The organism is Mycobacterium sp. NPDC050551, from assembly GCF_040674075.1.
In the GTDB taxonomy this organism is placed as follows: domain Bacteria; phylum Actinomycetota; class Actinomycetes; order Mycobacteriales; family Mycobacteriaceae; genus Mycobacterium.
On record NZ_JBFARC010000004.1, the window covers coordinates 311,484 to 337,706 of the forward strand.

At 69.4% G+C, this 26,223-nt stretch carries 23 protein-coding genes; 13 read left to right on the forward strand and 10 right to left on the reverse strand.

Annotation, left to right across the window (positions count from 1 at the left end):
* Positions 1 to 54: 54 nt before the first annotated feature.
* The 5 genes from secD (at position 55) to AB0K11_RS18055 (ending at position 7,844) form a co-directional block, all read left to right on the forward strand.
* Positions 55 to 1,920 (forward strand): protein translocase subunit SecD, encoded by a 1,866-nt coding sequence (gene secD / locus AB0K11_RS18035; protein WP_364979443.1) that lies wholly within the window; start codon positions 55 to 57, stop codon positions 1,918 to 1,920.
* Positions 1,921 to 3,219 carry a protein translocase subunit SecF gene (gene secF / locus AB0K11_RS18040; protein ID WP_364979446.1) on the forward strand — a complete coding sequence of 433 codons (1,299 nt, stop codon included), beginning with the start codon at positions 1,921 to 1,923 and terminating at the stop codon, positions 3,217 to 3,219.
* A gap of 6 nt (positions 3,220 to 3,225) precedes the next feature.
* Entirely contained in the window at positions 3,226 to 4,869 is a 1,644-nt protein-coding gene (locus tag AB0K11_RS18045; protein WP_364979449.1) for an ABC transporter substrate-binding protein, read from the forward strand.
* Between the two features lie 29 nt (positions 4,870 to 4,898).
* Entirely contained in the window at positions 4,899 to 5,444 is a 546-nt protein-coding gene (locus tag AB0K11_RS18050; RefSeq protein ID WP_364980447.1) for an adenine phosphoribosyltransferase, read from the forward strand.
* Between the two features lie 81 nt (positions 5,445 to 5,525).
* A complete protein-coding gene (locus AB0K11_RS18055; RefSeq protein WP_364980450.1) occupies positions 5,526 to 7,844 on the forward strand; it encodes a RelA/SpoT family protein in 2,319 nt (772 codons plus the stop codon).
* Here AB0K11_RS18055 and AB0K11_RS18060 read toward each other — a convergent pair.
* The 3 genes from AB0K11_RS18060 to AB0K11_RS18070 all read right to left on the reverse strand — a co-directional run bounded on the left by AB0K11_RS18060 (position 7,811) and on the right by AB0K11_RS18070 (position 10,936).
* A complete protein-coding gene (locus AB0K11_RS18060) occupies positions 7,811 to 8,956 on the reverse strand; it encodes a hypothetical protein (RefSeq protein WP_364979452.1) in 1,146 nt (381 codons plus the stop codon). The genes AB0K11_RS18055 and AB0K11_RS18060 overlap by 34 nt on opposite strands.
* Positions 8,957 to 9,054: 98 nt before the next feature.
* Positions 9,055 to 9,951, reverse strand: a complete 897-nt coding sequence (locus AB0K11_RS18065) for a peptidylprolyl isomerase (protein WP_364980453.1) — start codon at positions 9,949 to 9,951, stop codon at positions 9,055 to 9,057.
* Between the two features lie 85 nt (positions 9,952 to 10,036).
* Positions 10,037 to 10,936: a peptidylprolyl isomerase gene (locus tag AB0K11_RS18070; RefSeq protein WP_364979455.1), complete on the reverse strand. Its 900-nt coding sequence runs from the start codon at positions 10,934 to 10,936 to the stop codon at positions 10,037 to 10,039.
* A gap of 131 nt (positions 10,937 to 11,067) precedes the next feature.
* Here AB0K11_RS18070 and AB0K11_RS18075 point away from each other — a divergent pair, with 131 nt between their 5' ends.
* The 3 genes from AB0K11_RS18075 (at position 11,068) to AB0K11_RS18085 (ending at position 14,202) form a co-directional block, all read left to right on the forward strand.
* Entirely contained in the window at positions 11,068 to 11,736 is a 669-nt protein-coding gene (locus tag AB0K11_RS18075; protein WP_364979458.1) for an MBL fold metallo-hydrolase, read from the forward strand.
* Positions 11,737 to 11,740: 4 nt separating this feature from the next.
* On the forward strand, positions 11,741 to 13,009 hold the full coding sequence (hisS, locus tag AB0K11_RS18080; protein WP_364979461.1) for a histidine--tRNA ligase: 1,269 nt from the start codon (positions 11,741 to 11,743) through the stop codon (positions 13,007 to 13,009).
* A gap of 206 nt (positions 13,010 to 13,215) precedes the next feature.
* A complete protein-coding gene (locus tag AB0K11_RS18085) occupies positions 13,216 to 14,202 on the forward strand; it encodes an amidohydrolase family protein (RefSeq protein ID WP_364979463.1) in 987 nt (328 codons plus the stop codon).
* Here the strand turns inward: AB0K11_RS18085 and AB0K11_RS18090 are convergent, their stop codons facing one another.
* From AB0K11_RS18090 to urtA, 7 genes are all read right to left on the reverse strand, one after another.
* Positions 14,203 to 15,312, reverse strand: a complete 1,110-nt coding sequence (locus AB0K11_RS18090) for an MBL fold metallo-hydrolase (RefSeq protein WP_364979466.1) — start codon at positions 15,310 to 15,312, stop codon at positions 14,203 to 14,205.
* Between the two features lie 70 nt (positions 15,313 to 15,382).
* Complete coding sequence (locus AB0K11_RS18095; protein ID WP_364979469.1) at positions 15,383 to 15,922, reverse strand: hypothetical protein; 540 nt, start codon at positions 15,920 to 15,922, stop codon at positions 15,383 to 15,385.
* A gap of 124 nt (positions 15,923 to 16,046) precedes the next feature.
* A complete protein-coding gene (gene urtE, locus AB0K11_RS18100) occupies positions 16,047 to 16,739 on the reverse strand; it encodes an urea ABC transporter ATP-binding subunit UrtE (RefSeq protein ID WP_364979472.1) in 693 nt (230 codons plus the stop codon).
* On the reverse strand, positions 16,739 to 17,572 hold the full coding sequence (urtD, locus tag AB0K11_RS18105) for an urea ABC transporter ATP-binding protein UrtD (protein ID WP_364979475.1): 834 nt from the start codon (positions 17,570 to 17,572) through the stop codon (positions 16,739 to 16,741). The genes urtE and urtD overlap by 1 nt, the downstream gene beginning before the upstream one ends.
* Positions 17,569 to 18,696 carry an urea ABC transporter permease subunit UrtC gene (gene urtC / locus AB0K11_RS18110; RefSeq protein WP_364979478.1) on the reverse strand — a complete coding sequence of 376 codons (1,128 nt, stop codon included), beginning with the start codon at positions 18,694 to 18,696 and terminating at the stop codon, positions 17,569 to 17,571. The genes urtD and urtC overlap by 4 nt, the downstream gene beginning before the upstream one ends.
* Positions 18,693 to 19,577: an urea ABC transporter permease subunit UrtB gene (urtB, locus tag AB0K11_RS18115; RefSeq protein WP_302913948.1), complete on the reverse strand. Its 885-nt coding sequence runs from the start codon at positions 19,575 to 19,577 to the stop codon at positions 18,693 to 18,695. Before urtB ends, urtC begins: the two co-directional genes overlap by 4 nt.
* A gap of 4 nt (positions 19,578 to 19,581) precedes the next feature.
* Positions 19,582 to 20,847, reverse strand: a complete 1,266-nt coding sequence (urtA, locus tag AB0K11_RS18120; protein ID WP_364979482.1) for an urea ABC transporter substrate-binding protein — start codon at positions 20,845 to 20,847, stop codon at positions 19,582 to 19,584.
* A 231-nt stretch (positions 20,848 to 21,078) separates the two neighbouring features.
* Here urtA and AB0K11_RS18125 point away from each other — a divergent pair, with 231 nt between their 5' ends.
* The 5 genes from AB0K11_RS18125 (at position 21,079) to AB0K11_RS18145 (ending at position 26,220) form a co-directional block, all read left to right on the forward strand.
* Positions 21,079 to 21,498: a hypothetical protein gene (locus tag AB0K11_RS18125; RefSeq protein ID WP_364979485.1), complete on the forward strand. Its 420-nt coding sequence runs from the start codon at positions 21,079 to 21,081 to the stop codon at positions 21,496 to 21,498.
* 89 nt (positions 21,499 to 21,587) lie between these two features.
* Positions 21,588 to 22,109 carry a 2Fe-2S iron-sulfur cluster-binding protein gene (locus AB0K11_RS18130; RefSeq protein WP_364979488.1) on the forward strand — a complete coding sequence of 174 codons (522 nt, stop codon included), beginning with the start codon at positions 21,588 to 21,590 and terminating at the stop codon, positions 22,107 to 22,109.
* The gene (locus tag AB0K11_RS18135; RefSeq protein ID WP_364979491.1) at positions 22,106 to 23,095 is read left to right on the forward strand and encodes a xanthine dehydrogenase family protein subunit M; all 990 of its coding nucleotides are present in this window, start codon (positions 22,106 to 22,108) and stop codon (positions 23,093 to 23,095) included. The genes AB0K11_RS18130 and AB0K11_RS18135 overlap by 4 nt, the downstream gene beginning before the upstream one ends.
* Positions 23,092 to 25,179, forward strand: coding sequence for a xanthine dehydrogenase family protein molybdopterin-binding subunit (locus AB0K11_RS18140; RefSeq protein WP_364979494.1), 2,088 nt, complete (start codon positions 23,092 to 23,094; stop codon positions 25,177 to 25,179). The genes AB0K11_RS18135 and AB0K11_RS18140 overlap by 4 nt, the downstream gene beginning before the upstream one ends.
* A 24-nt stretch (positions 25,180 to 25,203) precedes the next feature.
* On the forward strand, positions 25,204 to 26,220 hold the full coding sequence (locus AB0K11_RS18145) for an Rv2578c family radical SAM protein (protein ID WP_364979497.1): 1,017 nt from the start codon (positions 25,204 to 25,206) through the stop codon (positions 26,218 to 26,220).
* The last annotated feature ends 3 nt before the right edge of the window (positions 26,221 to 26,223 follow it).

Genomic DNA, 26,223 nt, shown 5'->3' on the forward strand with positions numbered 1-26,223 from the left:
GTACTCTTTGCCGTGCTGAGCAACTGATCTCGATCTCGAGGAGACCCAACCAACGTGGCATCGTCTTCGGCGCCGGTGCATCCTGCCCGCTACCTGACGCTCTTTCTGGTGCTGCTCGTCGGCGTCTACCTCCTGGTGTTCCTGACCGGAGACAAGAAGCCCGACCCGAAGCTCGGAATCGACCTGCAGGGCGGCACCAGGGTCACCCTGACCGCGCGCACCCCGGACGGCTCGCCGCCTACCCGTGACGCCCTGGCCCAGGCCCAGCAGATCATCAGTTCCCGCGTCGACGGCCTCGGTGTCTCCGGATCCGAGGTCGTGGTCGACGGGGAGAACCTGGTGATCACGGTGCCGGGCAACGACGGCAACGAGGCCCGCAACCTGGGTCAGACGGCGCGCCTCTACATCCGCCCGGTCATCCACGCGATCCAGGCCCAGGCGCCCGGTGAAGGCAACGCCGAGGGACAACCGCCGTCCGAGGGCGCACCCGGACTGCCCGGCGGACCCGGGGGCGCACCCGGCCTGCCCGGCGGACCGGGCGGCCTGCCGCCCGGCATCCTGCCCGGTGGGCCCGAAGGCCTGCCGCCCGGCGTCGTCGCGCCGGCGCCGCCAGCCGGTGAGCAGCCCGCACCACAGCCGCGGCCCTACCCGCAGCAGCCGGCGCCGGGAGACCCCACCACCGAACCCGCGCCCGCCACCCCGCGCCAGCAGGCGCCGCCCGCACAGAACGCCCCTCCGGGTCAGGCCCCTCCGGGCCAGGCGCCGCCGGGTCAGAACCCGCCCGGTCAGGGTGACGAGCGGAAAGACCTCGCGCAGCGGATCTCCGACGAGAAGCAACTGCGGCAGAGCGCCGACCCGTCGATCCAGCTGCTGGCCCTGCAGTTCCAGGCCACCCGCTGCGGCGACGAGGACGTGCTGGCCGGCAACGACGACCCGAACCTGCCGTTGATCACCTGCTCCACCGACGGCCAGACGGTCTACCTGCTCAACAAGTCGATCATGAGCGGTGAGCAGATCCAGGACGCCACGTCCGGGCTGGACCAGCAGCAGGGCCAGTACGTCGTCGACGTCCAGTTCAAGGACGAGGGCGCCAAGATCTGGGCCGACTTCACCGCGGCCAACGTCGGCACCCAGACCGCGTTCACCCTCGACTCGCAGGTGGTCAGCGCACCCGAGATCCGCGAGGCGATCCCCGGCGGCCGCACCCAGATCACCGGGTCGTTCACCAACGACACCGCGCGCGAACTCGCGAACGTGCTCAAGTACGGGTCGCTGCCGCTGTCGTTCGAGTCGTCGGAGGCCGAGACGGTGTCGGCCTCGCTGGGGCTGCAGTCACTGCGCGCCGGCCTGATCGCCGGCGCCGTCGGCCTCGCCGCGGTGCTGCTCTACTCGCTGCTCTACTACCGCGTGCTCGGTCTGCTCATCGCCCTGTCGCTGGTGGCCGCGGGCGCGATGGTCTTCGCGATCCTGGTGCTGCTGGGCAGATACATCAACTACACGCTCGACCTGGCCGGTATCGCCGGTCTGATCATCGGTATCGGCACCACGGCCGACTCGTTCGTGGTGTTCTTCGAACGCATCAAGGACGAGATCCGCGAGGGCAGGTCGTTCCGCTCGGCGGTGCCACGCGGTTGGGCGCGGGCGCGCAAGACGATTCTGTCGGGCAACGCGGTCAGCTTCCTGGCCGCCGCGGTGCTGTATTTCCTGGCCGTCGGGCAGGTCAAGGGCTTCGCGTTCACGCTCGGGCTGACCACCATCCTCGACGTCGTCGTGGTGTTCCTGGTGACGTGGCCGCTGGTGTACCTGGCGTCCACGTCTCCGACGCTGGCCAAGCCCAAGTTCAACGGGCTCGGCGCGGTGCAGCAGATCGCCCGGGAACGACGCGCCGCGTCGCATGCGACCACGGGACGGGGACAGTAGATGGCGGCCATCAACCGCAACACCAAGAAGTCGTCGACCGCCGTCGAGGCGGCGCCCGCCGAAGCGGGCTCGACCGCGCCGAAACACGGTTTCTTCGTCCGGCTCTACACCGGCACCGGCGCCTTCGAGGTGATCGGGCGCCGCAAGCTGTGGTACCTGATCAGCGGCGGCATCGTGGCGGTCTGCCTCCTCAGCATCGTCATCCGCGGTTTCACCTTCGGCATCGACTTCGAGGGCGGCACCAAGGTGTCGATGCCGGTCAACGGCGTCAACGGCACGGCGACCACCACCCAGGTCGAGACCGTGTTCACCGACGCCGTCGGCAGGCCGCCGGAATCGGTGGTCGTGGTGGGCAGCGGTGACTCGGCGACGGTGCAGATCCGTTCCGAGACGCTGAGCAACGACGAGGCCGCGAATCTGCGCAGCGCGCTGTTCGACGAGTTCCAGCCGAAGGGCGCGGACGGGCAGCCCAGCGAACAGGTGATCAGCGACTCCGCGGTGTCCGAGACGTGGGGCGGCCAGATCACCCAGAAGGCGCTGATCGCCCTGCTGGTGTTCCTGGTGCTGGCGGCCCTCTACATCGGTGTGCGCTACGAACTGTGGATGGCGGTCGCCGCGATCGTCACGCTGTTCTTCGACCTGATCGTCACGGCGGGTGTGTACTCACTGGTCGGCTTCGAGGTCACCCCGGCGACCGTGATCGGCCTGCTGACCATCCTCGGCTTCTCGCTGTACGACACGGTGATCGTGTTCGACAAGGTGGAGGAGAACACCGAGGGCTTCGAGCACACCACCCGGCGCACTTTCGCCGAACATGCCAACCTGGCGATCAACCAGACCTTCATGCGGTCGATCAACACCAGCCTGATCTCCGTGCTGCCGATCCTCGCGCTGATGGTCATCGCGGTGTGGCTGCTCGGCGTCGGCACCCTGATGGATCTCGCGCTGGTCCAGCTGGTCGGCGTCATCGTCGGCACCTATTCGTCGATCTTCTTCGCCACCCCGCTGCTGGTGACGCTGCGGGAGCGCACCGACAAGGTCCGCACGCACAACCGCCGGGTGCTGCGGCGCCGGACGGGTGCCGCAGCCAAGAGTTCGGCGGCGGCCGCCGACGCCGGCGCGGCGGACGACATCGACACCGAGGCCGACGACGCCACAGAAGCCGACGACAGAAAGGCCGAGCAGACCGAGACGGTCACCGCATCGGCCGGCACCAAACCCGCTGTGGGCGCGCGACCGGTGCGCCCGACCGCCAGCAAGACCGGGCGGCCTGCGGGCAAGCGGAGCCCCCGGCGGTAGACGCCGATGGCAGCCCTCAAGCGGCGCGCCGTCGCGCTGGCGGCGGCGCTGTCGATCACCGCGTTGCTCGCGTCAGCGTGTTCGGGCAGCTCGGCCGACTCCATCGACTACGCCGTCGACGGGTCGCTGAGCACGTACAACACCAACACGGTGACCGGCGCCGCGTCGGGCGGACCGCAGGCGTTCGCCCGTGTCCTCACCGGGTTCAACTACCACGGGCCCGACGGCCAGATCGTCGGCGACCACGACTTCGGCACCATCTCGGTGTTCGGCCGCACGCCGCTGGTGCTGGACTACCAGATCAGCGACAAGGCGGTGTACTCCGACGGCAAGCCGATCACCTGTGACGACCTGGTGCTGGCGTGGGTCGCCCAGTCCGGCCGGTTCCCGGGCTTCGACGCCGCCAACCGGTCCGGCTACAGCGACATCGCCTCGGTCGACTGCGCTCCCGGCCAGAAACGGGCCCGGGTGTCGTTCGCGCCCGACCGGGGATTCGTGGACTTCGGCCAGTTGTTCGCCGCCACCGCACTGATGCCCTCGCACGTCCTCGCCGACGAACTCGGCGTCGACGTCACCACCGCGCTGCAGTCCGGTGATCTGGGCACCATCGACCGCATCGCGCAGGCGTGGAACACCACCTGGGATCTGCGGCCCGATGTGGACCTGAAGAAGTTCCCGTCGTCGGGGCCCTACAAGCTGGAGTCGGTGACCGGCGACGGCGCGGTGGTGCTGGTGGCCAACGACAAGTGGTGGGGCGCCAAGCCGGTCACCGGACGCATCACGGTGTGGCCGCGCGGCGCCGACATCCAGGACCGGGTGAACGAGGGCGCCTTCGACGTGGTCGACATCGCGGCCGGGTCGTCAGGCACGCTCAATCTGCCCGAGGACTACGTCCGCAGCGACAGCCCGTCGGCCGGCATCGAGCAGCTCATCTTCGCGCCCGTGGGACCGCTGGCCGCCCCGCCGGCTCGTCGTGCGGTCGCGCTGTGCACGCCGCGCGACGTCATCGCCCGTAACGCCCAACTCCCCATTGCCAATTCGCGGCTCAACCCGGCCAACGAGGACGCATTCGGCGCCACCGAGAACGTGCCGGAGGCGGCGCAGTTCACGGCGGCCAATCCGGTCGCCGCGCGGGCCGCGCTGAACAATCGGCCGCTCACGGTGCGGATCGGCTACCAGACACCCAACGCGCGACTGGCGGCCACCGTCGGCGCGATCGCCAAGGCGTGCGCACCGGCAGGCATCACCGTTCAGGACTCCGCCGGGGCGGGGATCGGCCCGCTGTCCCTGCGCAACAACGACATCGACGTCCTGTTGGCGAGCACCGGCGGCGCGGCGGGCAGCGGTTCGACGGGCTCGTCGGCGATGGACGCCTATGCGCTGCACACCGGCAACGGCAACAACCTGCCGCGCTACTCCAATCCGCGCATCGACGGGGTGACCGGCTCGCTGGCGGTGACGTCCGACCCCAAGGAGCTCGCCCGGCTGATCGGCGAGGGCGCGCCGGTGCTGTGGGCGGACGTGCCGACGCTGCCGCTGTACCGCCAGCAGCGCACGCTGCTGACTTCGGACAAGATGTATGCGGTGAGCAGTAATCCGACGCGCTGGGGCGCGGGCTGGAACATGGACCGCTGGCGGCTGTCGCAGTGACCGGCGGGCAGGAGCGAAGCGACTCGGGGATTGGCACCGGCGGGCAGGAGCGGAGCGAGATCTCCCGGCTCGTCGCGACGATGATGCGCGAGGTTCCCGACTTCCCCGAGCCGGGCATCCAGTTCAAGGACCTGACGCCGCTGCTCGCCGACGCGGGCGGGCTGTCCGCGGTCACCGACGCCCTGGCCGCCACCGCCGACGGCGCCGACCTGATCGCGGGCATCGACGCCCGCGGGTTCCTGCTCGGCGCCGCGGTCGCCATCAGGCTGGGCACCGGGGTGCTGGCGGTGCGCAAGGGCGGCAAGCTCCCGCCACCGGTGCACACGGAGACCTATCAGCTCGAGTACGGCACCGCCACGCTGGAGATCCCGGCGGACGGCCTCGACCTGACGGGGCGCACCATCTTGATCATCGACGACGTGCTGGCCACCGGGGGAACGGTTGCGGCCGCGAACAAGCTGCTCATCAGCGGCGGCGCGACCGTGCTGGGCGCCGCCGTGGTGCTCGAACTGACCGCACTCGGTGGCCGCGAGGTGGTGGCCCCGCTCCCGGTCACCAGCTTGCACACGGTGTGAGGGATATCCTCGACACGGACGGCGACGTGGGCAGGAGGTGTGACAGTGGCTGATGACGGGTCCCTGACGCAGACCCAGCCGATGCCGGTGGTGTCACCGGAGGCCGAGCAGGCCGCGCCGCCGGAGGCCCCCAAGACGACTTCCAGCGCGTCGCGGCGTGTCCGCGCCCGGCTGGCGCGCCGGATGACCGCCCAGCGCGGCACGCTCAACCCGGTGCTCGAGCCGCTCGTCGCGGTGCACCGGGAGATCCATCCGAAGGCGAACCTGCAGCTGCTGCAGCGGGCCTACGAGGTGGCCGAGGAGCGGCACGCCACCCAGTTGCGGCGCTCGGGCGACCCGTACATCACCCATCCGCTCGCGGTGGCCAACATCCTGGCCGAGCTGGGCATGGACACCACCACGCTGGTGGCCGCCCTGCTGCACGACACCGTCGAGGACACCGGTTACACACTGGACGCGCTGACCGCCGAGTTCGGCAGCGAGGTCGGCCATCTCGTCGACGGTGTGACCAAGCTGGACAAGGTGGCGCTGGGCACCGCCGCCGAGGGCGAGACCATCCGCAAGATGATCATCGCGATGGCCCGCGACCCCAGGGTGCTGGTGATCAAGGTCGCCGACCGGCTGCACAACATGCGCACCATGCGCTTCCTGCCGCCGGAGAAGCAGGCGCGCAAGGCCCGCGAGACGCTCGAGGTCATCGCGCCGCTGGCACACCGCCTCGGCATGGCGACCGTCAAGTGGGAGCTCGAGGACCTGTCGTTCGCGATCCTGCACCCGAAGAAGTACGAGGAGATCGTTCGGCTGGTCGCCGACCGGGCGCCGTCGCGCGACACCTATCTGGCGAAGGTCCGCGCCGAGATCAACGCCACGCTGAGCAAGTCCAAGATCAACGCCGTGGTCGAGGGCAGGCCCAAGCACTACTGGTCGATCTATCAGAAGATGATCGTGAAGGGCCGCGACTTCGACGACATCCACGACCTGGTGGCCGTGCGGATCCTGTGCGACGAGATCCGGGACTGCTACGCCGCGGTCGGCGTGGTGCACTCGCTGTGGCAGCCGATGGCGGGCCGGTTCAAGGACTACATCGCCCAACCCCGGTACGGCGTGTACCAGTCGCTGCACACCACCGTCGTCGGACCCGAGGGCAAGCCGCTCGAGGTGCAGATCCGCACCCGCGACATGCACCACACCGCCGAGTACGGCATCGCCGCGCACTGGCGGTACAAGGAGTCCAAGGGCCGCAACGCGGTTCCCGCCGGGCACGCCGCCGCCGAGATCGACGACATGGCCTGGATGCGCCAACTGCTCGACTGGCAGCGGGAGGCCGCCGACCCCGGCGAGTTCCTGGAGTCGCTGCGCTACGACCTCGCGGTGCAGGAGATCTTCGTGTTCACCCCGAAGGGTGACGTGGTCACACTGCCCACCGGTTCCACGCCGGTGGACTTCGCGTACGCGGTCCACACCGAGGTCGGTCACCGGTGCATCGGTGCGCGCGTGAACGGCCGGTTGGTGGCGTTGGAGCGCAAGCTCGAGAACGGCGAAGTGGTCGAGATCTTCACGTCCAAGGCGCCCAACGCGGGACCGTCACGTGACTGGCAGAGCTTCGTGGTGTCACCGCGGGCGAAGGCCAAGATCCGGCAGTGGTTCGCCAAGGAGCGCCGTGAGGAGGCGCTCGAGGCCGGTAAGGACGCCATCGCCCGCGAAGTGCGTCGCGGTGGACTTCCGTTGCAGCGGTTGATGAATGCGGAGTCGACGGCGGCGCTGGCGCGCGAGTTGCGCTACGTCGACGTGTCGGCGCTCTACACCGCGGTGGGGGAGGGCCACGTGTCGGCCCGCCACGTGGTGCAGCGTCTGCTCGCCCAGTTCGGCGGCGACGAGGCGGCCGAGGACGAACTCGCCGAGCGGTCGACACCGGCCACCATGCCGATGCGTCAGCGCAGCACCGACGACACCGGTGTCGCAGTGCCCGGCGCGCCCGGGGTTCTGACGAAACTGGCCAAGTGCTGCACCCCGGTGCCCGGCGACAACATCATGGGCTTCGTCACCCGCGGTGGCGGGGTGAGTGTGCACCGCACCGACTGCACCAACGCCGATTCCCTTCGGCTGCAAGCAGAACGACTGATCGACGTCGAGTGGGCGCCATCGCCGTCGTCGGTGTTCCTGGTGGCGATCCAGGTCGAGGCGCTCGATCGGCACCGGTTGCTGTCCGACGTCACCCGGGTGCTGGCCGACGAGAAGGTCAACATCCTGTCGGCGTCCGTGACCACGTCCAACGATCGGGTGGCGATCAGCCGGTTCACCTTCGAGATGGGCGACCCGAAACACCTGGGCCACCTGCTCGGCGTGGTGCGCAACGTGGAGGGCGTCTACGACGTGTACCGCGTCACGTCGGCGGCGTAGCCGGGCGCCGCGCCCCGGCCGCGGCCGGCACCGACCACCAGCAGCACGCCGCCGATCACCAGTGCCACGACGACGGCCCCTGCGGCGAGCAGCCCGATCCGCCAAGCCGTTGAGTTGTCCTGCAGCGGAACGGTTTCAGTGGTCGACGACTCGAGGGTCAGCGGGAAGGGCAGCGCCCCGCCCTGCAGCGCAGCGGCGAGGTCGCGGGCGTCGTCCTCGGTGAAGTTCCCGGCGATCTGCGTGCGTCCGCCGGGCATGGCCTCCATGATCTCGGGTGCGCTGAGGACGGCGGTGTCGAGTGTGAAGGCCACCTGCGTGCCGATGTTGGAAGCGGTGAACTGTGCCCAGCGGCCGGCGCCCGCACTGTCGAATTCGAGGTCCACCACCCATCGGCGGCTTCCTTCGTCGTATTCGCGGCCCGCGCTCTGGATGCTTTCGCCATCGATGATCGTCTTGCCGAGCAGGTAAACCGTCTTGCCGTCCTGGGAGCAGGTGACCAACGGCTGGTCCGGGTCGTCGCGGCCCGCCAGCGCGTCGTTGTCGCCGCAGCGGGTCGCCTGGAACTGCAACGCCAGCAGCTGGATCGACGGGTCGGCGCTCTGCCGCAGTTGTTTCTCGTCGGCCACCGCCTGCGGGCTCGGCGTCTTCGGCCTGTCCGTCGGTCCGCCTGCCGACTGTGCCTCGGTCGCGTGGATGACCGGACGCAGATCGAGTCGCCCGGCCGCACCGATGTCGCCCCACTCGTCGTCGGTCCCGGGCACCGACAGGATGATCGCGTCGTCGCTCACCGTCGCCCGCGCGCCGCGCCCGCCCCGGGCGGCGGCGCGCGCCTCGAGGACGCCGCGGGCGCGTTCGAGGGAATCCGCGGAGGCCGACGATCCCGGCGCAGGCCGCAGCGTCAGCTCGGTGCGGTCCCCGGAGGTGGCGCCCGGCGCCCACCGGTCCCGGGTCAGCACCAGCGCGAACGCATACCCGCAGACGATGACGGCCAGCATGGCGATCACGAGCCAGCGCAACGCACGCTTCGGAGCGGGCGGTGGCGCCGGCTGCCACGGACCGTGAGCGGTGCCGGTAGGCGGCCACGGGCCGCCGGGTGGTGGCGCCATGCTCATCGGACCGTCCCCCTCACCGACCCGCGAACGGGGTCACACCATTACACCCCGGCCGGCGGCGGACGCGCGGCGGCGAATTCCACCACCACCGGCGGGTGTCAGTCCAGCCGCGCCTGCGTGATCGTGACGGCGCGTGCCGGCGGGCCGTCGTCGCCGCCGTCGGCGACACCGCCGGCCGCGATCGCGTCGAGCGTCGCCAGCCCGGTCTCGTCGACGGTGCCGAACACCGTGTAGGTCGGCGGCAGCTGGGAGTCCGCGTACATCAGGAAGAACTGGCTGCCGTTCGTGCCCACACCCGAATTCGCCATGGCCACCGTCCCGCGCGGATAGGTCACCGCCTGCTTCAGCGCCGTATCGGACAGCCGGTACTGATTGGTCGGGTACTCGTTCGGGAAGCGGTAACCCGGCCCGCCGGCGCCGGTGCCCGACGGATCGCCGCACTGCAGCACCTTCAGCACCGGTGAGGTCGTCAGCCGGTGACAGGTGGTGCCGTCGAAGAAGCCCTGCTGGGCCAGGCTGGCGAAGTTGTTCACGGTGCACGGCGCCTTGGCGTTCTCCAGCGTCAGGCCGATGTTGCCGCGGCTGGTCTCGATGCCGGCATCGACCGTCGCCGGCTCGGTGGGCACCCTGCCGGTTCGTGGCGCGGTGACCCGCTTGCTCGCCGCGGCAGGCGTGGCGGGGTACTGGCAGTTGGTGCCCGGCGGCTGCGGAGGGTCGAACGCCGGCAACGCCGACCCGGATGGCGGCGGAGCGGCGGTGTAGACCGGGCCACTCGGCCGGTTGTCGATCTCATGTGACACCGCGACGAGGAAGAGCACCATCAGCACGACGAAGACGATGCTCAGCACGGTCGCGACGTAGCCGACGATCAGCCCGGTCAAGGCGAGCGCGCGGCCGTCCTCTCCGGTGCGCTTGATCTGCGCCAGCGAGATGTGGCCGAAGATGATGCCCAGCGGCGCGAACAGGAACGCGCACACCAGCGCGGCGATCGCCATCGCGTTCGTCGACCGGGGCGGCGGTCCGGGATAGGGCGGGTACCCGCCGTAGGGCGGCGGCGCGGTCACGTCGGGTGTGCCGGACTCAGTCGAGCAGAACCGAGGTGACCTTCACCTCGTTGGTCGGTGCGCCGTCGTCGGCCCCACGTTCGCCGGGGACGACGCCCGCCGCGGCGATCTTGTCGAGGGTGGCCAGCCCGGTTTCGTCGATCTTGCCGAACACCGTGTAGTTCGGCGGCAGCTGCGAGTCGCCGTAGACCAGGAAGAACTGGCTGCCGTTGGAGCCGGGGGCGCCGGTGTTGGCCATCGCCAGGGTGCCGCGCGGGTAGACCACCGGGCTCTGCAGCGCCGGATCGTCGGGCTGGAACTGGTTGGTCGGATACTCGTTGTCGAAGCCGTAACCCGGTCCGCCGGTGCCCTTGCCGGTCGGATCCCCGCACTGCAGCACCTTGAGGCCGGTGGACGCGGTCAGCCGGTGGCACACCGTGTCGTTGAAGTAACCCTGCTGCGCCAGACTGGCGAAGCTGTTGACGGTGCACGGCGCCTTGGCGTTGTCGAGCACCAGGCCGAGGTTGCCCTGATTGGTGGTCATGCTGACGCTGACCTCTGCCGGGTCGGTGGGCACCGCACCGGCGCGGGGCGGGTTGACCTTCTTGCTCGCGGGCTCCTGGCCGGCCGGGTATTCACACTTCGAGCCCAGACCGGCGGGTGCGGCGAACGCCGGCAGCTGAAGCAGACCGTCTGCCGACGGCGTCGGTGCGGCCGGGGTGGTCGAGCTGCTCGGTGCGGCCGAGGCGGTGTCGGAGTTCGAGTCGTCCTTCAGGAAGAGGAAGCCGAAGACGGCGGCGCCGACGACCACGAGCACGCCGACCACCGATCCGATGATCGTGAGCTGGCGCCGCCTGCGTTCCTGTTGTGCCCGCCGCTCCAGCTGTCGCTCGAGCTTGCGCTTGGCCGCTGCACGTCGTTGTTCGTTGGTGGGCACCGCCGGTAGTCCCTTCTCGTTTCCGCCGCTCGTCGCGTCCGGTCGGCACCGAGTGTGCCAAAGGTTGCTGAGTGGACGGTGAACGACCCACGGGATCGGCGCGGGAGATCCGGCATGGGAAACTCGTGGACGTGTTGATCACCGGTTTCCCCGCGGGCATGTTGCAGTGCAACTGCTACGTGCTGGCCCCGCGGCCGGGATCGGACGCCGTGATCGTCGACCCCGGCCAGCGGGCGTTCGGCCCGCTGCGCCGCATCCTCGACGAACAGCGCCTCACCCCGGCGGCGGTGCTGCTCACCCACGGCCACATCGACCACATCTGGTCGGCGCAGAAGGTCGCGGACATGTACGGCTGCCCGGCGTTCATCCACCCCGACGACCGGTACATGCTGACCGATCCCGTCAAGGACTTCACCTCGGGTTTCCTCGGCGGCCTGGGCCGGATGGCCTTCGGCGCGGTGTTCCGCGAACCGCGGCAGGTGATCGAACTCGACGCCGACGGCGAGAAGCTCGACCTCGGCGACATGGTGGTGACCGTGGACCACACCCCGGGCCACACCCGGGGTTCGGTGGTGTTCCGGCTCGAGGGCGACGCCACCGAGGTGGCGCTGACCGGCGACACCCTGTTCCGCCGGTCGGTGGGACGCACCGACCTGCCCGGCGGCAGCGGCCGCGACCTGCTGGGCTCGATCCTGACCAAACTGTTGGTGCTCGACGACGCCACCGTGGTACTGCCGGGCCACGGCGAGAAGTCCACGATCGGCGACGAGCGCCGCACCAACCCGTTCCTCAGAGGCTGACAACGTGACGGATCCGTCTTCCTTCCAGGCGCCCAAGGGTGTCCCGGACTACCTGCCGCCCGAGTCGGCGGGATTCGTCGCCGTGCGCGACGGCCTGCTGGCCACGGCGCGGCGCGCCGGATACGGCGACGTGGAGCTGCCGATCTTCGAGGACACCGCGCTGTTCGCCCGCGGCGTCGGCGAGTCGACCGACGTGGTGTCCAAGGAGATGTACACCTTCGCCGACCGCGGCGACCGGTCGGTGACGCTGCGGCCCGAAGGCACCGCGGGCGTCATCCGCGCGGTCATCCAGCACCGGCTCGACCGCGGCGCGTTGCCGGTCAAACTCTGCTACTCGGGGCCGTTCTTCCGGTACGAGCGACCGCAGGCGGGCCGGTACCGGCAGCTGCAACAGGTCGGCGTGGAGGCCATCGGCGTGGACGATCCCGCGCTGGACGCCGAGGTCATCGCGGTCGCCGACAGCGGCTTCCGGTCGCTGGGACTCGACGGCTTCCGGCTCGAGCTCACCTCCCTCGGCGACGACACCTGCCGACCGCAGTACCGCCGGCTGCTGCAGGAGTTCCTGTTCGAGCTCGACCTCGACGAGGAGACCCGGCGCCGCGCGGAGATCAACCCGCTACGGGTGCTCGACGACAAGCGGCCGCACGTCCGGGAGATGACGGCCGACGCACCGGTGATGCTCGACCACCTCTCCGACAGCGCCGGGCAGCATTTCGAGACCGTGCAGGCCCACCTGCAGGCACTCGGCGTGCCGTATGTGATCAACCCGCGGATGGTGCGTGGTCTGGACTACTACACGAAAACCACCTTCGAGTTCGTCCACGACGGGCTGGGCGCTCAGTCCGGGATCGGCGGCGGCGGGCGCTACGACGGCCTGATGCGCCGCCTCGGCGGGCAGGACGTGTCCGGGATCGGCTTCGGGCTGGGGGTGGACCGCACGCTGCTGGCGCTGCAGGCCGAGGGCAAGCAGGTCGGACGGGCCCGGGCGGTCGACGTGTTCGGGGTGCCGCTCGGGGAGCGGGCCAAGCTCCGGCTCGCGGTGCTGGCCGCCGAACTGCGCGGCGCCGGGGTGAGCGTCGACCTGGCGTACGGCGACCGCGGGCTCAAGGGCGCGCTGCGCGCCGCCGACCGGTCGGGTGCGGTGCTCGCGCTGGTCGCCGGTGACCGGGACATCGACGCGGGCACCGTCGGCGTGAAGGACCTCGCCACCGGTGCGCAGGTCGACGTGCCGATCGACGGCGTGGTCGCCGACGTGCTGACCCGTCTGGGCTGACTCTCTCATCGACCGCGCGGCGTGTTGCCGCTTGATCGGCAGCTGGACGACGACACGTCGCACACTCGCCCGCGCGGAACCGGATTCAGTCGGGGCATTCTGGCGCCGCTACGCCATCACCTGCGCTGACACCCGCATCCGCGCGAACCCTCCACCCGCGCGGGGCGTCGCGGTAGGGTCCGGTCACCGACCCGCCGGAGGTGCCGATGTCGCTGATCGCGCTCGAGGAGCACTACGCGTGGGACCCGGCCAGCGTCGGGAACGTGGTGGGCACCTGGCTGCAATCCCACGACACCGTGGCCTACGACAGGCTCTACGACCGCGGCCCGCTGCGGCTGGAGCAGATGGACGCCGCAGGCATCGATTTCCAGATCCTGTCTCTGTTCGATCCGGGCGTCCAGCAGGAGGACGACGTCGCGCGCTCCGTCGAGTTGGCACGCCTGGCGAACGACGACCTGGCCGAGACCGTGCGCGCACACCCGGATCGCTTCGGTGGTTTCGCCACCCTCGCGACTCAGGACCCCGGTGCGGCGGCGGACGAACTCCGCCGATCGGTCACAGAACTCGGACTGGTCGGCGCACTGGTCAACGGGCACAGTCGCGGCCGGTATCTCGACGATCCGGCCTACGAGGATCTCTTCGGACAGGCCGAGGCGCTCGGGGTTCCGATCTACCTGCACCCCACCACGCCGCACCCCGCGGTGATGGACGCCTGGTTCGCACCCTACGTCGATGCCGGCCTGCACCTGGCGTCGTGGGGCTTCGCCGTCGAGACCGGCACGCACCTGCTGCGGCTCATCTATTCGGGCCTGTTCGACAAGTTCCCGAGACTGCAGATGATCATCGGCCACCTCGGGGAGATGCTGCCGTTCGCCGCGTACCGCACCGACCGCTACTACGGGCTCGGCGGCTCGGGTTCGGCGAACCGGCTGCAGCACCTGCCGTCGGAGTATCTGCGCCGCAACGTCTTCGTCACCACCAGCGGGAACTTCTGTCCGTCGGCATTCGCGTGCACGCTGGAGGTGATGGGCGCCGACCGGGTGATGTTCTCGGTCGACTACCCGATGGACGACAACCAGGCCGGAGCCGACTTCCTTGCCGCATTCCCGATGGACGACGCCACTCGGCGGATGGTCGGCTCCGGTAACGCGGTGCGGCTGTTCGGTGCTCGCCTGCCCGCACGGCTGGGCTGATCAGAGCGCGAACACCTGGCCGTCCCTGGCCACGGTCACCGGGCCCGTGTAGTGCTTCCCGATCGCGGCGAGCCACTGCGAATCGGGTAGGTCGGTGGGGGAGTAGTGGCTCAGCACGAGGTGTCCGGCGTTCGCCGCCGCCGCGACCTCACCGACCTGCTCGGCCGAGGTGTGTGACCGCACGAGGTAGTCGGGCGGGAACCTGTCGTTGTAGTAGGCGTCGTCGAGGCTGAATTGCGCCTCGTGCACCAGGATGTCGGTGTCGCGGGCCAGTTCCACCAGATTGTCGGACTTGGTGGTGTCACCCGAGAACGTCACGGAGACCGGCGACTTCCTCATGTCGAAGCGAAAGCCGAACGCCGGGTACACGTCGTAGTGCGAGACCAGCGTCGCGGTGACGGTCACGTTGTCGTCGGACATCACGGGGAAGGGCGCGGTTCTCGGTGATCTGTCGACATGACTGGAGCCCGGCGGCACCGCGATCTCGTGCACATCGATCAGATCCTCGATGTCGACGGTGCCCATGTCGCGGATGAAGATGTTGCTGGTGTAGGCGTAGGCCTGCAGGAGCGCCCGGCTGGTCGCGGCCAGTCCCGGAGCGGGTTCAGCGGGGTTGACCGTGGCCGGCTGCGGGTCACCGACCTCGCTCGGCGGCAGGCCGCCCGCAGGCCCTGGACCGTAAACCCGCACCGCCGCCTTGCCTTTGGCCGCGGTGTAGCCACCGGAGAGGAAGAAGCTGTAGTAGTCGACGATGTGGTCGGTGTGCAGGTGGGTGATGAACATGCTCTGTAGATCGTCGAACCGGAAGCCCGCGTCGGTGAACGCGTTCAACGAGCCCAGCCCGCAATCGATCTGATAGACGGCGGCGCCGATCTTCAGTGCCGACGAGACGCCGGTCCTGTGCGGAACGGGTGGTGGCCCCGCCTGTACTCCGAGGGTGACCAGCGCGTTCTCGGGCAGCGTCTGCGCCAGGGGCGGTGCCGCCGAACCGAAGCCCGCCGAGCCGACGGCGGCGCCCCCGACCACCGCCGACACCGACGCCGTGATCATGGCCCGGCGTGACAACGCGGACAACGGCTGTGAGCACCCGCAACCGTCCGCATCGGCCATGAGCGTGATGCTAGGTCACCGCGACGCCGCCGTGACCCGAACGTGGACAGTCTCGGCCGTCAATAAACCGCTATCGACCGGCGTGCACGAGATCCGTCAGCACCCCGTCGAGCTTGCCGACGCCGTTGAACGGCGTGCCGCGCAGCAGGTCCCGCGCGCCGCGGGGAGTGACCGCCACCAGTTTGGACGCGCTCGACGTCATCTGCATCCTGCGCTCGAAACGGACCTGATCCAGCGGCGCGACGACTTCGCCGTCCGCGTCGAGGTACACCCGGTGTCTGCGGTCGAACACGGCCACCGGGCGCATGGTGCTCAGCGGCATCGACCGCGCCCGCTCGATGGACTCGTTGATCCGATTCATCACCAGCAGCGACACCACCCCGATGGCGAAGAAGAAGCCGCCGATCACCAACGACCGGAGCGAGAGCGTGCCGGTGAAGGCCGAGAACAGCGAGACGACGCCGAACCCGCCGAAGACCAGGCTGAAGATCGTCAACACCAGCACCATCACCTCCGGCGCCGTACGGCCACGGTCGATGACCAGCACCTTCGGGCCGTCCTCGGCGACCACGAATCTGCCGGAGTCCGCAAACACTGATGGTTCGGTCACGCGGAGAGTGTGCCCGCTCGACGGGCGTGATCGTGCGCGGATGCCCGGATTCAGCCGCGTGTCGTCCAACACACGCCACGCAAGCGGGGGCGCACCCGGCACGCTCGCGGGTGGCACCTGCAGGTCAGATGGCCATCGCGGCGCGCACGTCGGCCTCCGACGCCGATCCGCCGGCGCCGCTCGAGGTGACCCGGCCGGCCTCCAGGATGTAGTAGCGCTGCGACGATTCGAGCGCGAAACCGATGTGCTGCTCGACGAGCAGCACGCCGAGATCGCCCCGCCCGGTCAGCGCGGTGATCGCCGCCTCGATCTCGGCGACCACCGACGGCTGGATGCCCTCGGTCGGCTCGTCGAGGATGAGGCACGTCGGCGACGTGATCAGCGCACGGGCGATCGCCAGCTGCTGACGCTGACCGCCAGAGAGCAGGCCCGCTCGCCGGGTCAGCAGTTCCTTCAAGGCGGGGAACAGGTCGAGCTGCTCGTCGATCAGTTTCCTGCCGTTCTTGCGCCCGTCGGCGACGACCTGCAGGTTCTCCGCCGTCGTCAACTGCCCGAACGACTGCTGGCCCTGCGGTACGTACGCCAGGCCGCGCGCGACCCGGGCGCTGGGTCGCAGCCTGGTGATGTCCTCACCGTCGAAGAGCACCGTGCCCGCAGTGCATTTCAGCAGCCCCACCGCGGCGCGCAACAACGTCGTCTTGCCCGCGCCGTTGTGGCCCATCACCGCGGCGACCCCGTCGGACGGCACCTCGAGGCTGACACCGTGGATGACCTCCGACCGGCCGTAGCCGGTGCGGACGTCGATGAGTTCGAGCATCAGTCGCCAACTTCCTCGATCAGTTCGTCCGGTATGCCTTCGGCGCCCGCCGCGGCGGTGCCGAGGTACACCTCCTGCACCTTGGGATTGGCCTGGACCTCGGCCACCGAACCCTCGGCGATCACCTGGCCGCGCGCGAGCACCGTCACCGAGGTGGCGAAGGCGCGCATGAAATCCATGTCGTGCTCGACGACCACGACGGTGCGCTCACCACCGATGCGCCGCAACAGGTTCCCGGTTTCCTCGCGTTCCTCGGTGCTCATCCCGGCTACCGGCTCGTCGAGCAGCAGCACGTCGGCGTTCTGCACCAGCAGCATGCCGATCTCCAGCCACTGCTTCTGCCCGTGGGCGAGCACTCCAGCCGGTTTGCCCGAGAGGTCGGTCAGGCCGATGGTCTCCAGGGCCTCCTCGATGGCGGGCAGCACTCCGGAACGCCGGCGCAGCAGCGTCCACGGTGAGCGGCCCGCGCCCGCCGCGATGTCCAGGTTCTGCAGCACCGTGAGCTGTTCGAACACGCTGGCCGTCTGGAAGGTGCGACCGACGCCCTGCCTGGCGATCCGATGCACCTTCTTACCGAGCAGTTCGACCCCCGACTTGTTCACCGAACCCGAGGCGGCAACCAGGCCGGTGATGGCGTCGATCACCGTGGTCTTGCCGGCCCCGTTGGGTCCGATCAGGAACCTCAGGTCGCCCTGGAACAGCGTCAGGTCGACGTCGCTGACCGCCTTGAACCCGTCGAAATCGACCGTCAGCCCGCGTACTTCGAGGTACTCGGTGCCCATGCCGATGTTTCCGCCTGCCACCGGCTGCGGCTGCGCCTGCGCGGTGGTCATGTCGCGGCTCCCACTCTGGTGTCGGGTTCTGGCTCGCCGACCTGTTCCGACGACGTCGGATTCGTTTGCGGCGCATTGGGTTTGCGCCGCCGGTAGCGGCGGGCCAGCACGCTCAGCCCGGCGAAACCGGCCGGGAAGAAGCCCACCACGACGATGAACAGCAGGCCCTGGGCGTAGATCCACTCCGACGGGAAGCGTTCGGAGAACAGCGTCTGCGCCCAGGCCACCCCGATCGCGCCGAGCACCGGGCCCAGCAGTGTGGTGCGGCCACCGATCGCCACGCCGATCAGGAACGCGATCGACGGCAGGATACCCACCTGCGACGGCGCGATGAAGCCCACGATCGGGGTGAACAGCGCGCCCGCGACGCTCGCGAACAGCGCCGCCACGGTGTACGCCACCACCTTGATGTTGGCCGGGTCGTAGCCGAGGAAACGTACCCGCTCCTCACCGTCACGCACGGCCACCAGCAGTTCGCCGTATCGGCTCTGCATCAACTGCCGGACCACCGCCACCACGACCAGCAGTGTGGCCGCGGCGATGAAGAACAGCATTCGCCGGTTCACCGGGTCGTTGAGGGTGAACCCGAAGAAGGTGCGGAAGCCGCTGAGCCCGTTGCTGCCACCGAGACCCGTCTGGCCGACCAGCAGGATCGCCAGTGCCGCCGCCAGGGCCTGCGACAGGATCGCGAAGTACGCGCCCTTGACGCGGCGCTTGAACACGCCGAGACCGAGAACGGCGGCGATGCCCGTGGGCACCACCACGATCGCCAGCAGGGTGAACGCAGGCGAGGCGAACGGCGCCCAGTAGGCCGGCAGTTCGCGCACGCCGGCGATCTGCATGAAGTCCGGCACGTCGTCACCGCGGATCTGCGCGTCGGCGATCTTGAGGTGCATGCCCATCATGTAGCCGCCGAGGCCGAAGAAGACGCCCTGACCCAGCACGAGCATTCCGCCGCGGCCCCACGCCAATCCGATGCCGACGGCCACGATCGCGAAGCACAGGAACTTCGCGAGCAGGCCGAGCCGGAAGTCCGACAGCACGGCGGGCGCCGCGACGAACAACACGAGCGCCGCGACCCCGAAGGCCGCCCACGTCTGCCACCGTCCGATGATGGTCCTCATACGAGACTCCTGGTCCGGACGGTGAACAGGCCCTGCGGGCGGACCTGCAGGAAGATCACGATGATCACGAACACGATCACCTTGGCCAGCGACGCGGTGGTGTTGTACTCGATGAACGAGTTCAAGAAGCCCAGCGCCAGCGCCGCGATCACCGTGCCCTTGATCTGGCCGAGCCCGCCGACCACCACCACCAGGAAGGCGTCGATCAGGAAGCTCTGTCCGATGGTGGGGCTGGTGGAGCCGATCAGCGTCAGCGCGACACCGGCCACCGACGCGAGGCCCGAACCGATGAAGAAGGTGGTGATGTCGGTCTTGCGGGAGGAGATCCCGCTCGTCTCCGCGAGGTCACGGTTGGCGACCACCGCGCGGATGCGCCTGCCCATCGGGCTGGCCTTGAGCAGGGTCGCGAGCACGGCCACGCAGGCGACCGCGAGCACCAGGATGAAGATCCGGGTTCTCGGCACCACCGCGCCGAAGATCTCGACGCCCCCCGACAGCCACGCCGGAGCCACCACGTTGACCGCGGGGGCGCCGAAGATGTCGCGGGCCACCTGCTGCAGGACCAGCCCCACGCCGAACGTGACCAGCAGGGTGTCCAGCGGCCGGTGGTACATCCGCTGGATCAGCGTCACCTCGAGCAGGGCGCCCATCGCGCCACCCACGACGAATCCGACCGCCAGCGAGATCAGCAGCGACGCACCGGCACTGGTGACGAGCTGCTGCACCACGTACGCGGTGTAGCAGCCGGCCATGATGAACTCGCCGTGGGCCATGTTGATGACCCCCATCTGACCGAAGGTCAGCGAGAGTCCGAGTGCGGCCAGCAACAGGATCGAGCCGAGGCTCAATCCCGTTGCCAGCTGCCCGATCAGGACATCCATGGGATCAGCTGGACAGGCCGGCGGCCCACGGGTAGGACTTCAGATACGGATCCGGCTCGATCGGGCCGGGCGACTCCCAGATCGTGTAGATCAGCCCGTCGGGCCGGATCTCGCCGATGCGGGCGGTCTTGGTGATGTGGTGGTTCTCCCCGTCGATGGTGACCTTGCCCTCCGGTGCGTCGAACGAGACACCGCCTGCGTTGTCCTGAATGGCCTTGACGTCGAACGACTTCGCCTTCTCGACGGTGTTCTTCCACAGGTAGACCGACACGTAGGCGGCCTCCATCGGGTCCGAGGTGGGCTTGTTCGCGCCGTAGGCCTTCTTGTAGGCCGCCACGAACGCCTTGTTCACCGGGGTGTCGATGGTCTGGTAGTAGTTCCACGCGGTGAGCTGGCCGGTGACGTTCTGCACACCGATGCCGCCGACCTCCTCCTCGGCGATCGACACCGACACCACCGGCATTGCCTGCGGGGTGAGCCCGACGTTCTTGTACTCCCGGAAGAACGCCACGTTGGAATCGCCGTTGAGGGTGTTGAAGACGGCGTCCGCGTCGGCGGTGCGCACCTTGTTGACGATCGTCGAGAAGTCCGTCGAGCCGAGCGGGGTGTAGTCCTCGCCCTTGATCTCGATGCCGTTGGCGGCGGCGTATGCCTTGATGATCCGGTTGGCGGTCTGCGGGAACACGTAATCGCTGCCGACGAGGTAGAGCGACTTGACGCCGCGCTGCTTGAGGTAGTCCAGCGCGGGCACGATCTGTTGATTGGTGGTGGCTCCGGTGTAGAAGATGTTCTTGCTCGACTCGAGGCCCTCGTACTGCACCGGGTAGTACAGCAGCGAGTTGGCGCTCTCGAAGACCGGCAGCATCGCCTTGCGGCTCGACGACGTCCAACCGCCGAAGACCGCGGCCACACAGTCACTGCTGATGAGCTTCTCGGCCTTCTCGGCGAAGACGGTCGGTTCCGACGCGCCGTCCTCGCCGATGAGCTGGATCTGCTTGCCGGACACGCCACCGGCGGCGTTGATCTCGTCTACCGCGAGTTTGATGGCGTCGCGGACGGTGACCTCGGAGATGGCCATCGTGCCGGACAGCGAGTTCAGCGACCCCACCTTGATGGTGGGACCCGAGGTGTCCGCGCATGATTCGGCGCCGGCGGCCTCGGTGTCGCCGGCACGGGTGCCGCAGCCCGCAAGCACCATCGCGGTGGCCAGCGCGATGCTTCCCGTCGCCAAGGCGGACCGGGTGAACGCAGCACGTCGAGGTAGTCGCATGAACAGCCTTTCGTCATGTCAACTGCGGTCTCTCCGAAATATCTCTGCCGGGGAACACGCAGGTGGGGCACCGTGGCGGTGTCGAATCGGCACGTTAGAGCGCTGGTGTTTCTGCGAAATGTCACCGTGTGACGAACCGGTTAACCTGTTGGTCAGCGTGTGTTGTCCTGTCCGACACCGGGTACCGCGCGCGGCTGTAACGCTCGGGTAGCTTGGGTCGATGTGACGGACATGCGAACAGCGACGACGCGGATCGGGGCGGCACTCGTGGTGGCGGCCGCGGGATGTGCGGTGAGTCAGGCGACGTCGGTCGCCCAGCCGGCCGGGCAGAAGGTCACCTACACCCTCGCGGTGGCCGGGCCCGCGGACTTCACGTTGACCTACCTGACCGCTCAGCCGCCGAGCATGGACGCCTACAACGCCGACGCGTACGCCTACATCAAGCGCGACAAGCTGACCATCACGCCGGGCGCGCCGTGGGTGTTCGAGACGTCGCTCGAGGATCCGCAGTGGGCGTTCCTCCAGGTGAGCAGCGCCACCCGCGGCGGTGTGGCGGCGCCCAACGCGCACTGCGAGGTCACCGCCGGCGGCCAGGTCATCGTCGCGCAGGACCATCCCTACAGCCCGCAGTGCTTCGGGTCGCAGTGGTAGCGCGGTAGCGGCTCAGCCCGCGACGACATGAGGCCGGGTCGGGCCGGCGGTCACCGTTTCGGACACCGGGCCCCGGGTACCCCGCCCCGATGACCGTTCCCGTCTCCACCACCGACGTCACGATCGAGGTCGACGGTCGTCACCACACGGTGCACGTCGACAATCGAGTCACGCTTCTCGACCTGCTGCGCGAGCACCTGCACATCACGTCGCCGAAGAAGGGGTGCGACCACGGGCAGTGCGGATCGTGCACCGTGCTGCTCGACGGCAGGCGGGCGATCAGCTGCCTGACGTTCGCCGTCGCGCAGAATGGCGCGCGGGTGACCACCGCCGCGGGGCTGCCGGAGGGGGACGCCCTGCACGAGATGCAGGAGGCGTTCGTCGAACAGGACGCGTTCCAGTGCGGGTACTGCACCCCGGGTCAGATCTGTTCGGCGGTGGCCATGCTCGACGAGGTGAAGGCCGGCCAACCCAGTTTCGTCACCGAGGACCTGGAGGCCGACCCCGAACTCACCGACGACGAGATCCGTGAGCGGATGAGCGGGAACCTGTGCCGCTGCGCGGCGTATCCGAACATCGTCGCCGCGATCCGTCAGGCGGCGAACCCGTGATCCCGTTCACCTACCAGCTCGCCGACACCGCCGAAGACGCCGTGCGGACGCTCGCCGGGCGCAGCGACGCGGTCTTCCTCGGCGGCGGAACCAATCTCGTCGACCACATGAAACTCGGTGTGGTGGAGCCGAAGCTGGTGGTCGACATCAGCCGCCTTCCGCTGACCGGCATCACCCCGACAGAAGACGGCGGGCTGCGCATCGGCGCGAACGAGCGCAACACCGAGGTGGCCGTGGACCCCGTCGTCCGCAGCCGGTACCCGGCGCTGGCCCGCGCGACGCTGTCCGGTGCGTCCGGACAGTTGCGCAACCTCGCCACCACCGGTGGAAATCTGTTGCAGCGCACCCGGTGTGTGTACTTCCAGGACGTCACGACGCCGTGCAACAAGAGGGAGCCGGGCACCGGCTGCTCCGCAATCGGCGGTTACGTGCGCTATCACGCGATCCTCGGCGCATCCGAACACTGTGTGGCGGTGCACCCGTCCGACATGGCGGTGGCGCTGGCAGCGCTGGACGCCGTGGTGGTGGCGCTCGACGGTGACGGTGAGCACCGCATCCCGGTCACCGACTTCTACCGGATGCCCGGCGACCACCCCGAGCGCGACACCGTACTGCCCGACGGAGCGCTGATCACCGCTGTGGAACTGCCGCCGCCGCCCGTGGGAGCGCGGTCGGAGTACCGCAAGGTGCGTGACCGGGCGTCCTACGCGTTCGCGTTGACGTCGGTGGCCGCCGAGCTGGTGGTCGACGACGGAGTCGTCAGCTCGGCGCGGATCGCGCTGGGCGGAGTGGCGCACGGCCCGTGGCGCGCCAGGGTCGCCGAACGCTCCCTGATCGGCACGGCGGCCACCGAGGCGAACTACGCCCGCGCAGCAGCAGCCGAGATGGAGCAGGCACATCCTCTGCAGGGCAACGAGTTCAAGATCGGACTCACGCGCGGGGCGATCACCGCGACACTGCTGGGGCTAGGGGGTGACGGCGCATGACCGCCGTGCAGATCAACGAGATCGGCACACCGGTGCGCCGGCTCGACGGGCGTGCAAAGGTCAGCGGCACCGCGCCCTATGCGTTCGAACATCCGGTGACGCAGCCGCTGTACGTGCATCCGGTGCAGGCGACGGTGGCCCGTGGCCGGGTGACCGCCATGGACGTCGCCGCGGCCCGCGACCTGCCCGGTGTGGTGGACGTGCTGACCGTGTTCGACGCGCCCGCGCTGGCGGACGACTCCGACGGGGAGCTGTCGATACTGCAGGACGCCGAGGTGCATTTTCGCGGGCAGCTGATCGGCGGGGTCGTCGCGGAGACGGCCGAGACGGCACGTCAGGCCGCCGGCCTGATCGGCGTCGAGTACGACGTCGACGGTCACGACACCGAACTGCGCGTCGACGACCCGAAGCTGTACACGCCCGAGAAGGTCAATCCGTCCCACCCGCCGGACACCGCGGAGGGCGACGTGGCGGCCGCGCTGGCAGCGGCCGACCATGTGGTCGACCAGTGGTACTCGACGCCGATCGAGCACAACAACCCGATGGAACCGCACGCCTGCATCGCGGTCTGGGAGATCGGCCCGCGGGTGACGCTCTACGACTCGATCCAGGGCACGCACGCCGCCCGAAAGAGCCTTGCGCCGATCTTCGGGCTGGAACCCGAACAGCTGCGGGTGATCTCACCGCACGTGGGCGGCGGCTTCGGCTCCAAGGGGTCGCCGCATGCGCACGAGGTGCTGGCGCTGCTGGCCGCCCAGCGCACCGAGGGCCGCCCCGTGAAGCTGGCGCTCACCCGCCAGCAGATGTTCTCCCTCGTCGGGTACCGCACACCGACGCACCAGCGGATCCGCCTCGGCGCCGACCGGGACGGCCGGCTCACCGCCGTCTCCCACGATGCGGTCGAGCTGACCTCGGCGGTCAAGGAGTACGCCGAGCAGACCGCGATCGTCTCGCGGATGATGTACGCCTCGCCGAGTCGCAGCACGTCGCACCGGCTGGCCGCGCTCGACGTTCCGGTGCCGTTCTGGATGAGGGCACCGGGTGAGTGCCCGGGCATGTTCGCGGCGGAGGTCGCCATCGACGAGCTGGCCGCGGCCGTCGGCATGGATCCCATCGAACTGCGTGTCCGCAACGAACCCGACGTCGACCCGGAGGAGGGTAAACCGTGGTCGGGCCGCCACCTGGTCGAGTGCCTGCGGCGCGGCGCCGACGAATTCGGCTGGGCGCAGCGCGATCCGGCTCCACGGACGACCCAGTCGGGGGAGTGGTGGGTGGGCACCGGGGTGGCCGCGGCGGTGTACCCGGCGATGATGATGCCCGGCAACTCCGCCCGGATCTCCTGCACCGGGCCGGACCGCTACGTCGTGGCGATCGGCGCCGCCGACATCGGCACGGGCACCTGGACCACCCTGACCCAGATCGCCGCGGACGCTCTCGGTTGCCCGATGACCTCCGTCGAGTTGCAGATCGGCGACACCGACCTCCCCGAGGCGTCGGTGGCCGGCGGTTCGTCGGGCATCAACTCCTGGGGACGTGCGATCGTCCACGCCGTGCGCGCGTTCCGTGAGCAGCACGGCGACGCGCCTGCGGCCGGCGCAGAAGTCACCGCCGAGGCGCCGGACAACCCGGAATCCGAGGAGTACAGCATGTACTCCTTCGGGGCGCACTTCGTCGAGGCCCGGGTCAACCGGTTCACCGGCGAGATCCGGGTGTCGAGGATGCTCGGGGTGTTCTCGATCGGGCGGGCGATCAACCCGGCGACGTTGCGCTCCCAGCTGATCGGCGGCATGACGATGGGGCTGTCGATGGCGCTGCACGAGGAGAGCGTGCGCGATCACCGCTTCGGTCATGTGGTCACCCAGGATCTGGCGACCTACCACATCAGCGCGCACGCCGACGTTCAGGCGATCGAGGCGCGGTGGCTCGACGAGGTCGACGAGCACGCGAATCCGATGGGCTCGCGGGGTGCGGGGGAGATCGGCATCGTCGGCGCGGCCGCCGCCGTCGTCAACGCCGTCCACCACGCCACCGGTGTCCGGGTCCGCGACCTGCCGGTGATGTGCGACGCGCTACTTGACATCTGATCGAACACAAGTTCGAATGAAGGGGTGCGGTGGGACGGGCAGGGTGTCGGCGTCGATGACGGAGCGCTGCCGGGCCTGCAGCGCATCGGCTTCGTCCGCAGTGTCCGCACGCCGCAGTTCGACGGCATCACGTTCCATGAGGTGCTGTGCAAGTCGGCGCTGAACAAGGTGCCGAACTCTTCGATGCTGCCGTTCCAGTACACGGTCAACGGCTACCGCGGGTGTTCGCACGCCTGCCGGTACTGTTTCGCCCGCCCCACCCACGAATACCTCGACTTCGACAACGGCGTCGACTTCGACTCCCAGGTGGTGGTCAAGACCAACGTCGTCGACGTGCTGCGGCGCGAACTGCGCAGGCCGTCGTGGACCAGGGACACGGTGGCGCTCGGCACCAACACCGACCCCTACCAGCGAGCCGAGGGCCGCTATGAGCTCATGCCGGGAATCATTGCCGCGCTGGCGGATTCGGGGACACCGATGTCCATCCTCACCAAGGGGACACTGCTCCGGCGCGACCTGCCGCAGCTGGCCGAGGCGGCGCGGCGGGTGCCGGTGAGCGTCGCGGTGTCGCTCGCGGTCGGCGACCCGGACCTGCACCGCGACGTCGAACCGGGGACACCGTCGCCGCAGGCCCGGCTCGGTCTCATCGCCGCGATCCGGGACGCCGGCCTGCCGTGCCATGTGATGGTGGCGCCGGTGCTGCCGCATCTGACCGACTCCACCGAGCACCTCGACGGCCTGCTCGGACAGATTGCGGCCGCAGGCGCCGACAGTGTCACGGTGTTCGGGCTGCACCTGCGTGGCTCCACGCGCGGGTGGTTCATGTCGTGGCTGGCGCGCTCACACCCGCATCTGGTCGGGCGCTATCGCGAGTTGTACCGCCGCGGTGCGTATCTGCCCGAGGACTACCGCCGGTCGCTGCACGAGCGGGCGGCGCCGCTGATCGCCCGGCACGGTCTGGCGAGGGACCGGCGGATCACGACGCCGGACATCGTCCCCGTGGCCGCCGCGGCGGTGCCGGTACAGCCGACCCTGTTCTAGGGG

Excerpts from the sequence above, each read along its gene's own strand:
- secF (WP_364979446.1), top strand. The coding sequence starts at position 1,921 with ATGGCGGCCATCAACCGCAACACCAAGAAGTCGTCGACCGCCGTCGAG.
- AB0K11_RS18045 (WP_364979449.1), top strand. The coding sequence starts at position 3,226 with ATGGCAGCCCTCAAGCGGCGCGCCGTCGCGCTGGCGGCGGCGCTGTCG.
- AB0K11_RS18055 (WP_364980450.1), top strand. The coding sequence starts at position 5,526 with ATGCCGGTGGTGTCACCGGAGGCCGAGCAGGCCGCGCCGCCGGAGGCC.
- AB0K11_RS18060 (WP_364979452.1), bottom strand. The coding sequence starts at position 8,956 with ATGAGCATGGCGCCACCACCCGGCGGCCCGTGGCCGCCTACCGGCACC.
- AB0K11_RS18065 (WP_364980453.1), bottom strand. The coding sequence starts at position 9,951 with ATGGCGATCGCCGCGCTGGTGTGCGCGTTCCTGTTCGCGCCGCTGGGC.
- AB0K11_RS18085 (WP_364979463.1), top strand. The coding sequence starts at position 13,216 with ATGTCGCTGATCGCGCTCGAGGAGCACTACGCGTGGGACCCGGCCAGC.
- AB0K11_RS18090 (WP_364979466.1), bottom strand. The coding sequence starts at position 15,312 with ATGGCCGATGCGGACGGTTGCGGGTGCTCACAGCCGTTGTCCGCGTTG.
- urtE (WP_364979472.1), bottom strand. The coding sequence starts at position 16,739 with ATGCTCGAACTCATCGACGTCCGCACCGGCTACGGCCGGTCGGAGGTC.
- urtD (WP_364979475.1), bottom strand. The coding sequence starts at position 17,572 with ATGACCACCGCGCAGGCGCAGCCGCAGCCGGTGGCAGGCGGAAACATC.
- urtC (WP_364979478.1), bottom strand. The coding sequence starts at position 18,696 with ATGAGGACCATCATCGGACGGTGGCAGACGTGGGCGGCCTTCGGGGTC.
- urtB (WP_302913948.1), bottom strand. The coding sequence starts at position 19,577 with ATGGATGTCCTGATCGGGCAGCTGGCAACGGGATTGAGCCTCGGCTCG.
- urtA (WP_364979482.1), bottom strand. The coding sequence starts at position 20,847 with ATGCGACTACCTCGACGTGCTGCGTTCACCCGGTCCGCCTTGGCGACG.
- AB0K11_RS18125 (WP_364979485.1), top strand. The coding sequence starts at position 21,079 with ATGCGAACAGCGACGACGCGGATCGGGGCGGCACTCGTGGTGGCGGCC.
- AB0K11_RS18130 (WP_364979488.1), top strand. The coding sequence starts at position 21,588 with ATGACCGTTCCCGTCTCCACCACCGACGTCACGATCGAGGTCGACGGT.
- AB0K11_RS18140 (WP_364979494.1), top strand. The coding sequence starts at position 23,092 with ATGACCGCCGTGCAGATCAACGAGATCGGCACACCGGTGCGCCGGCTC.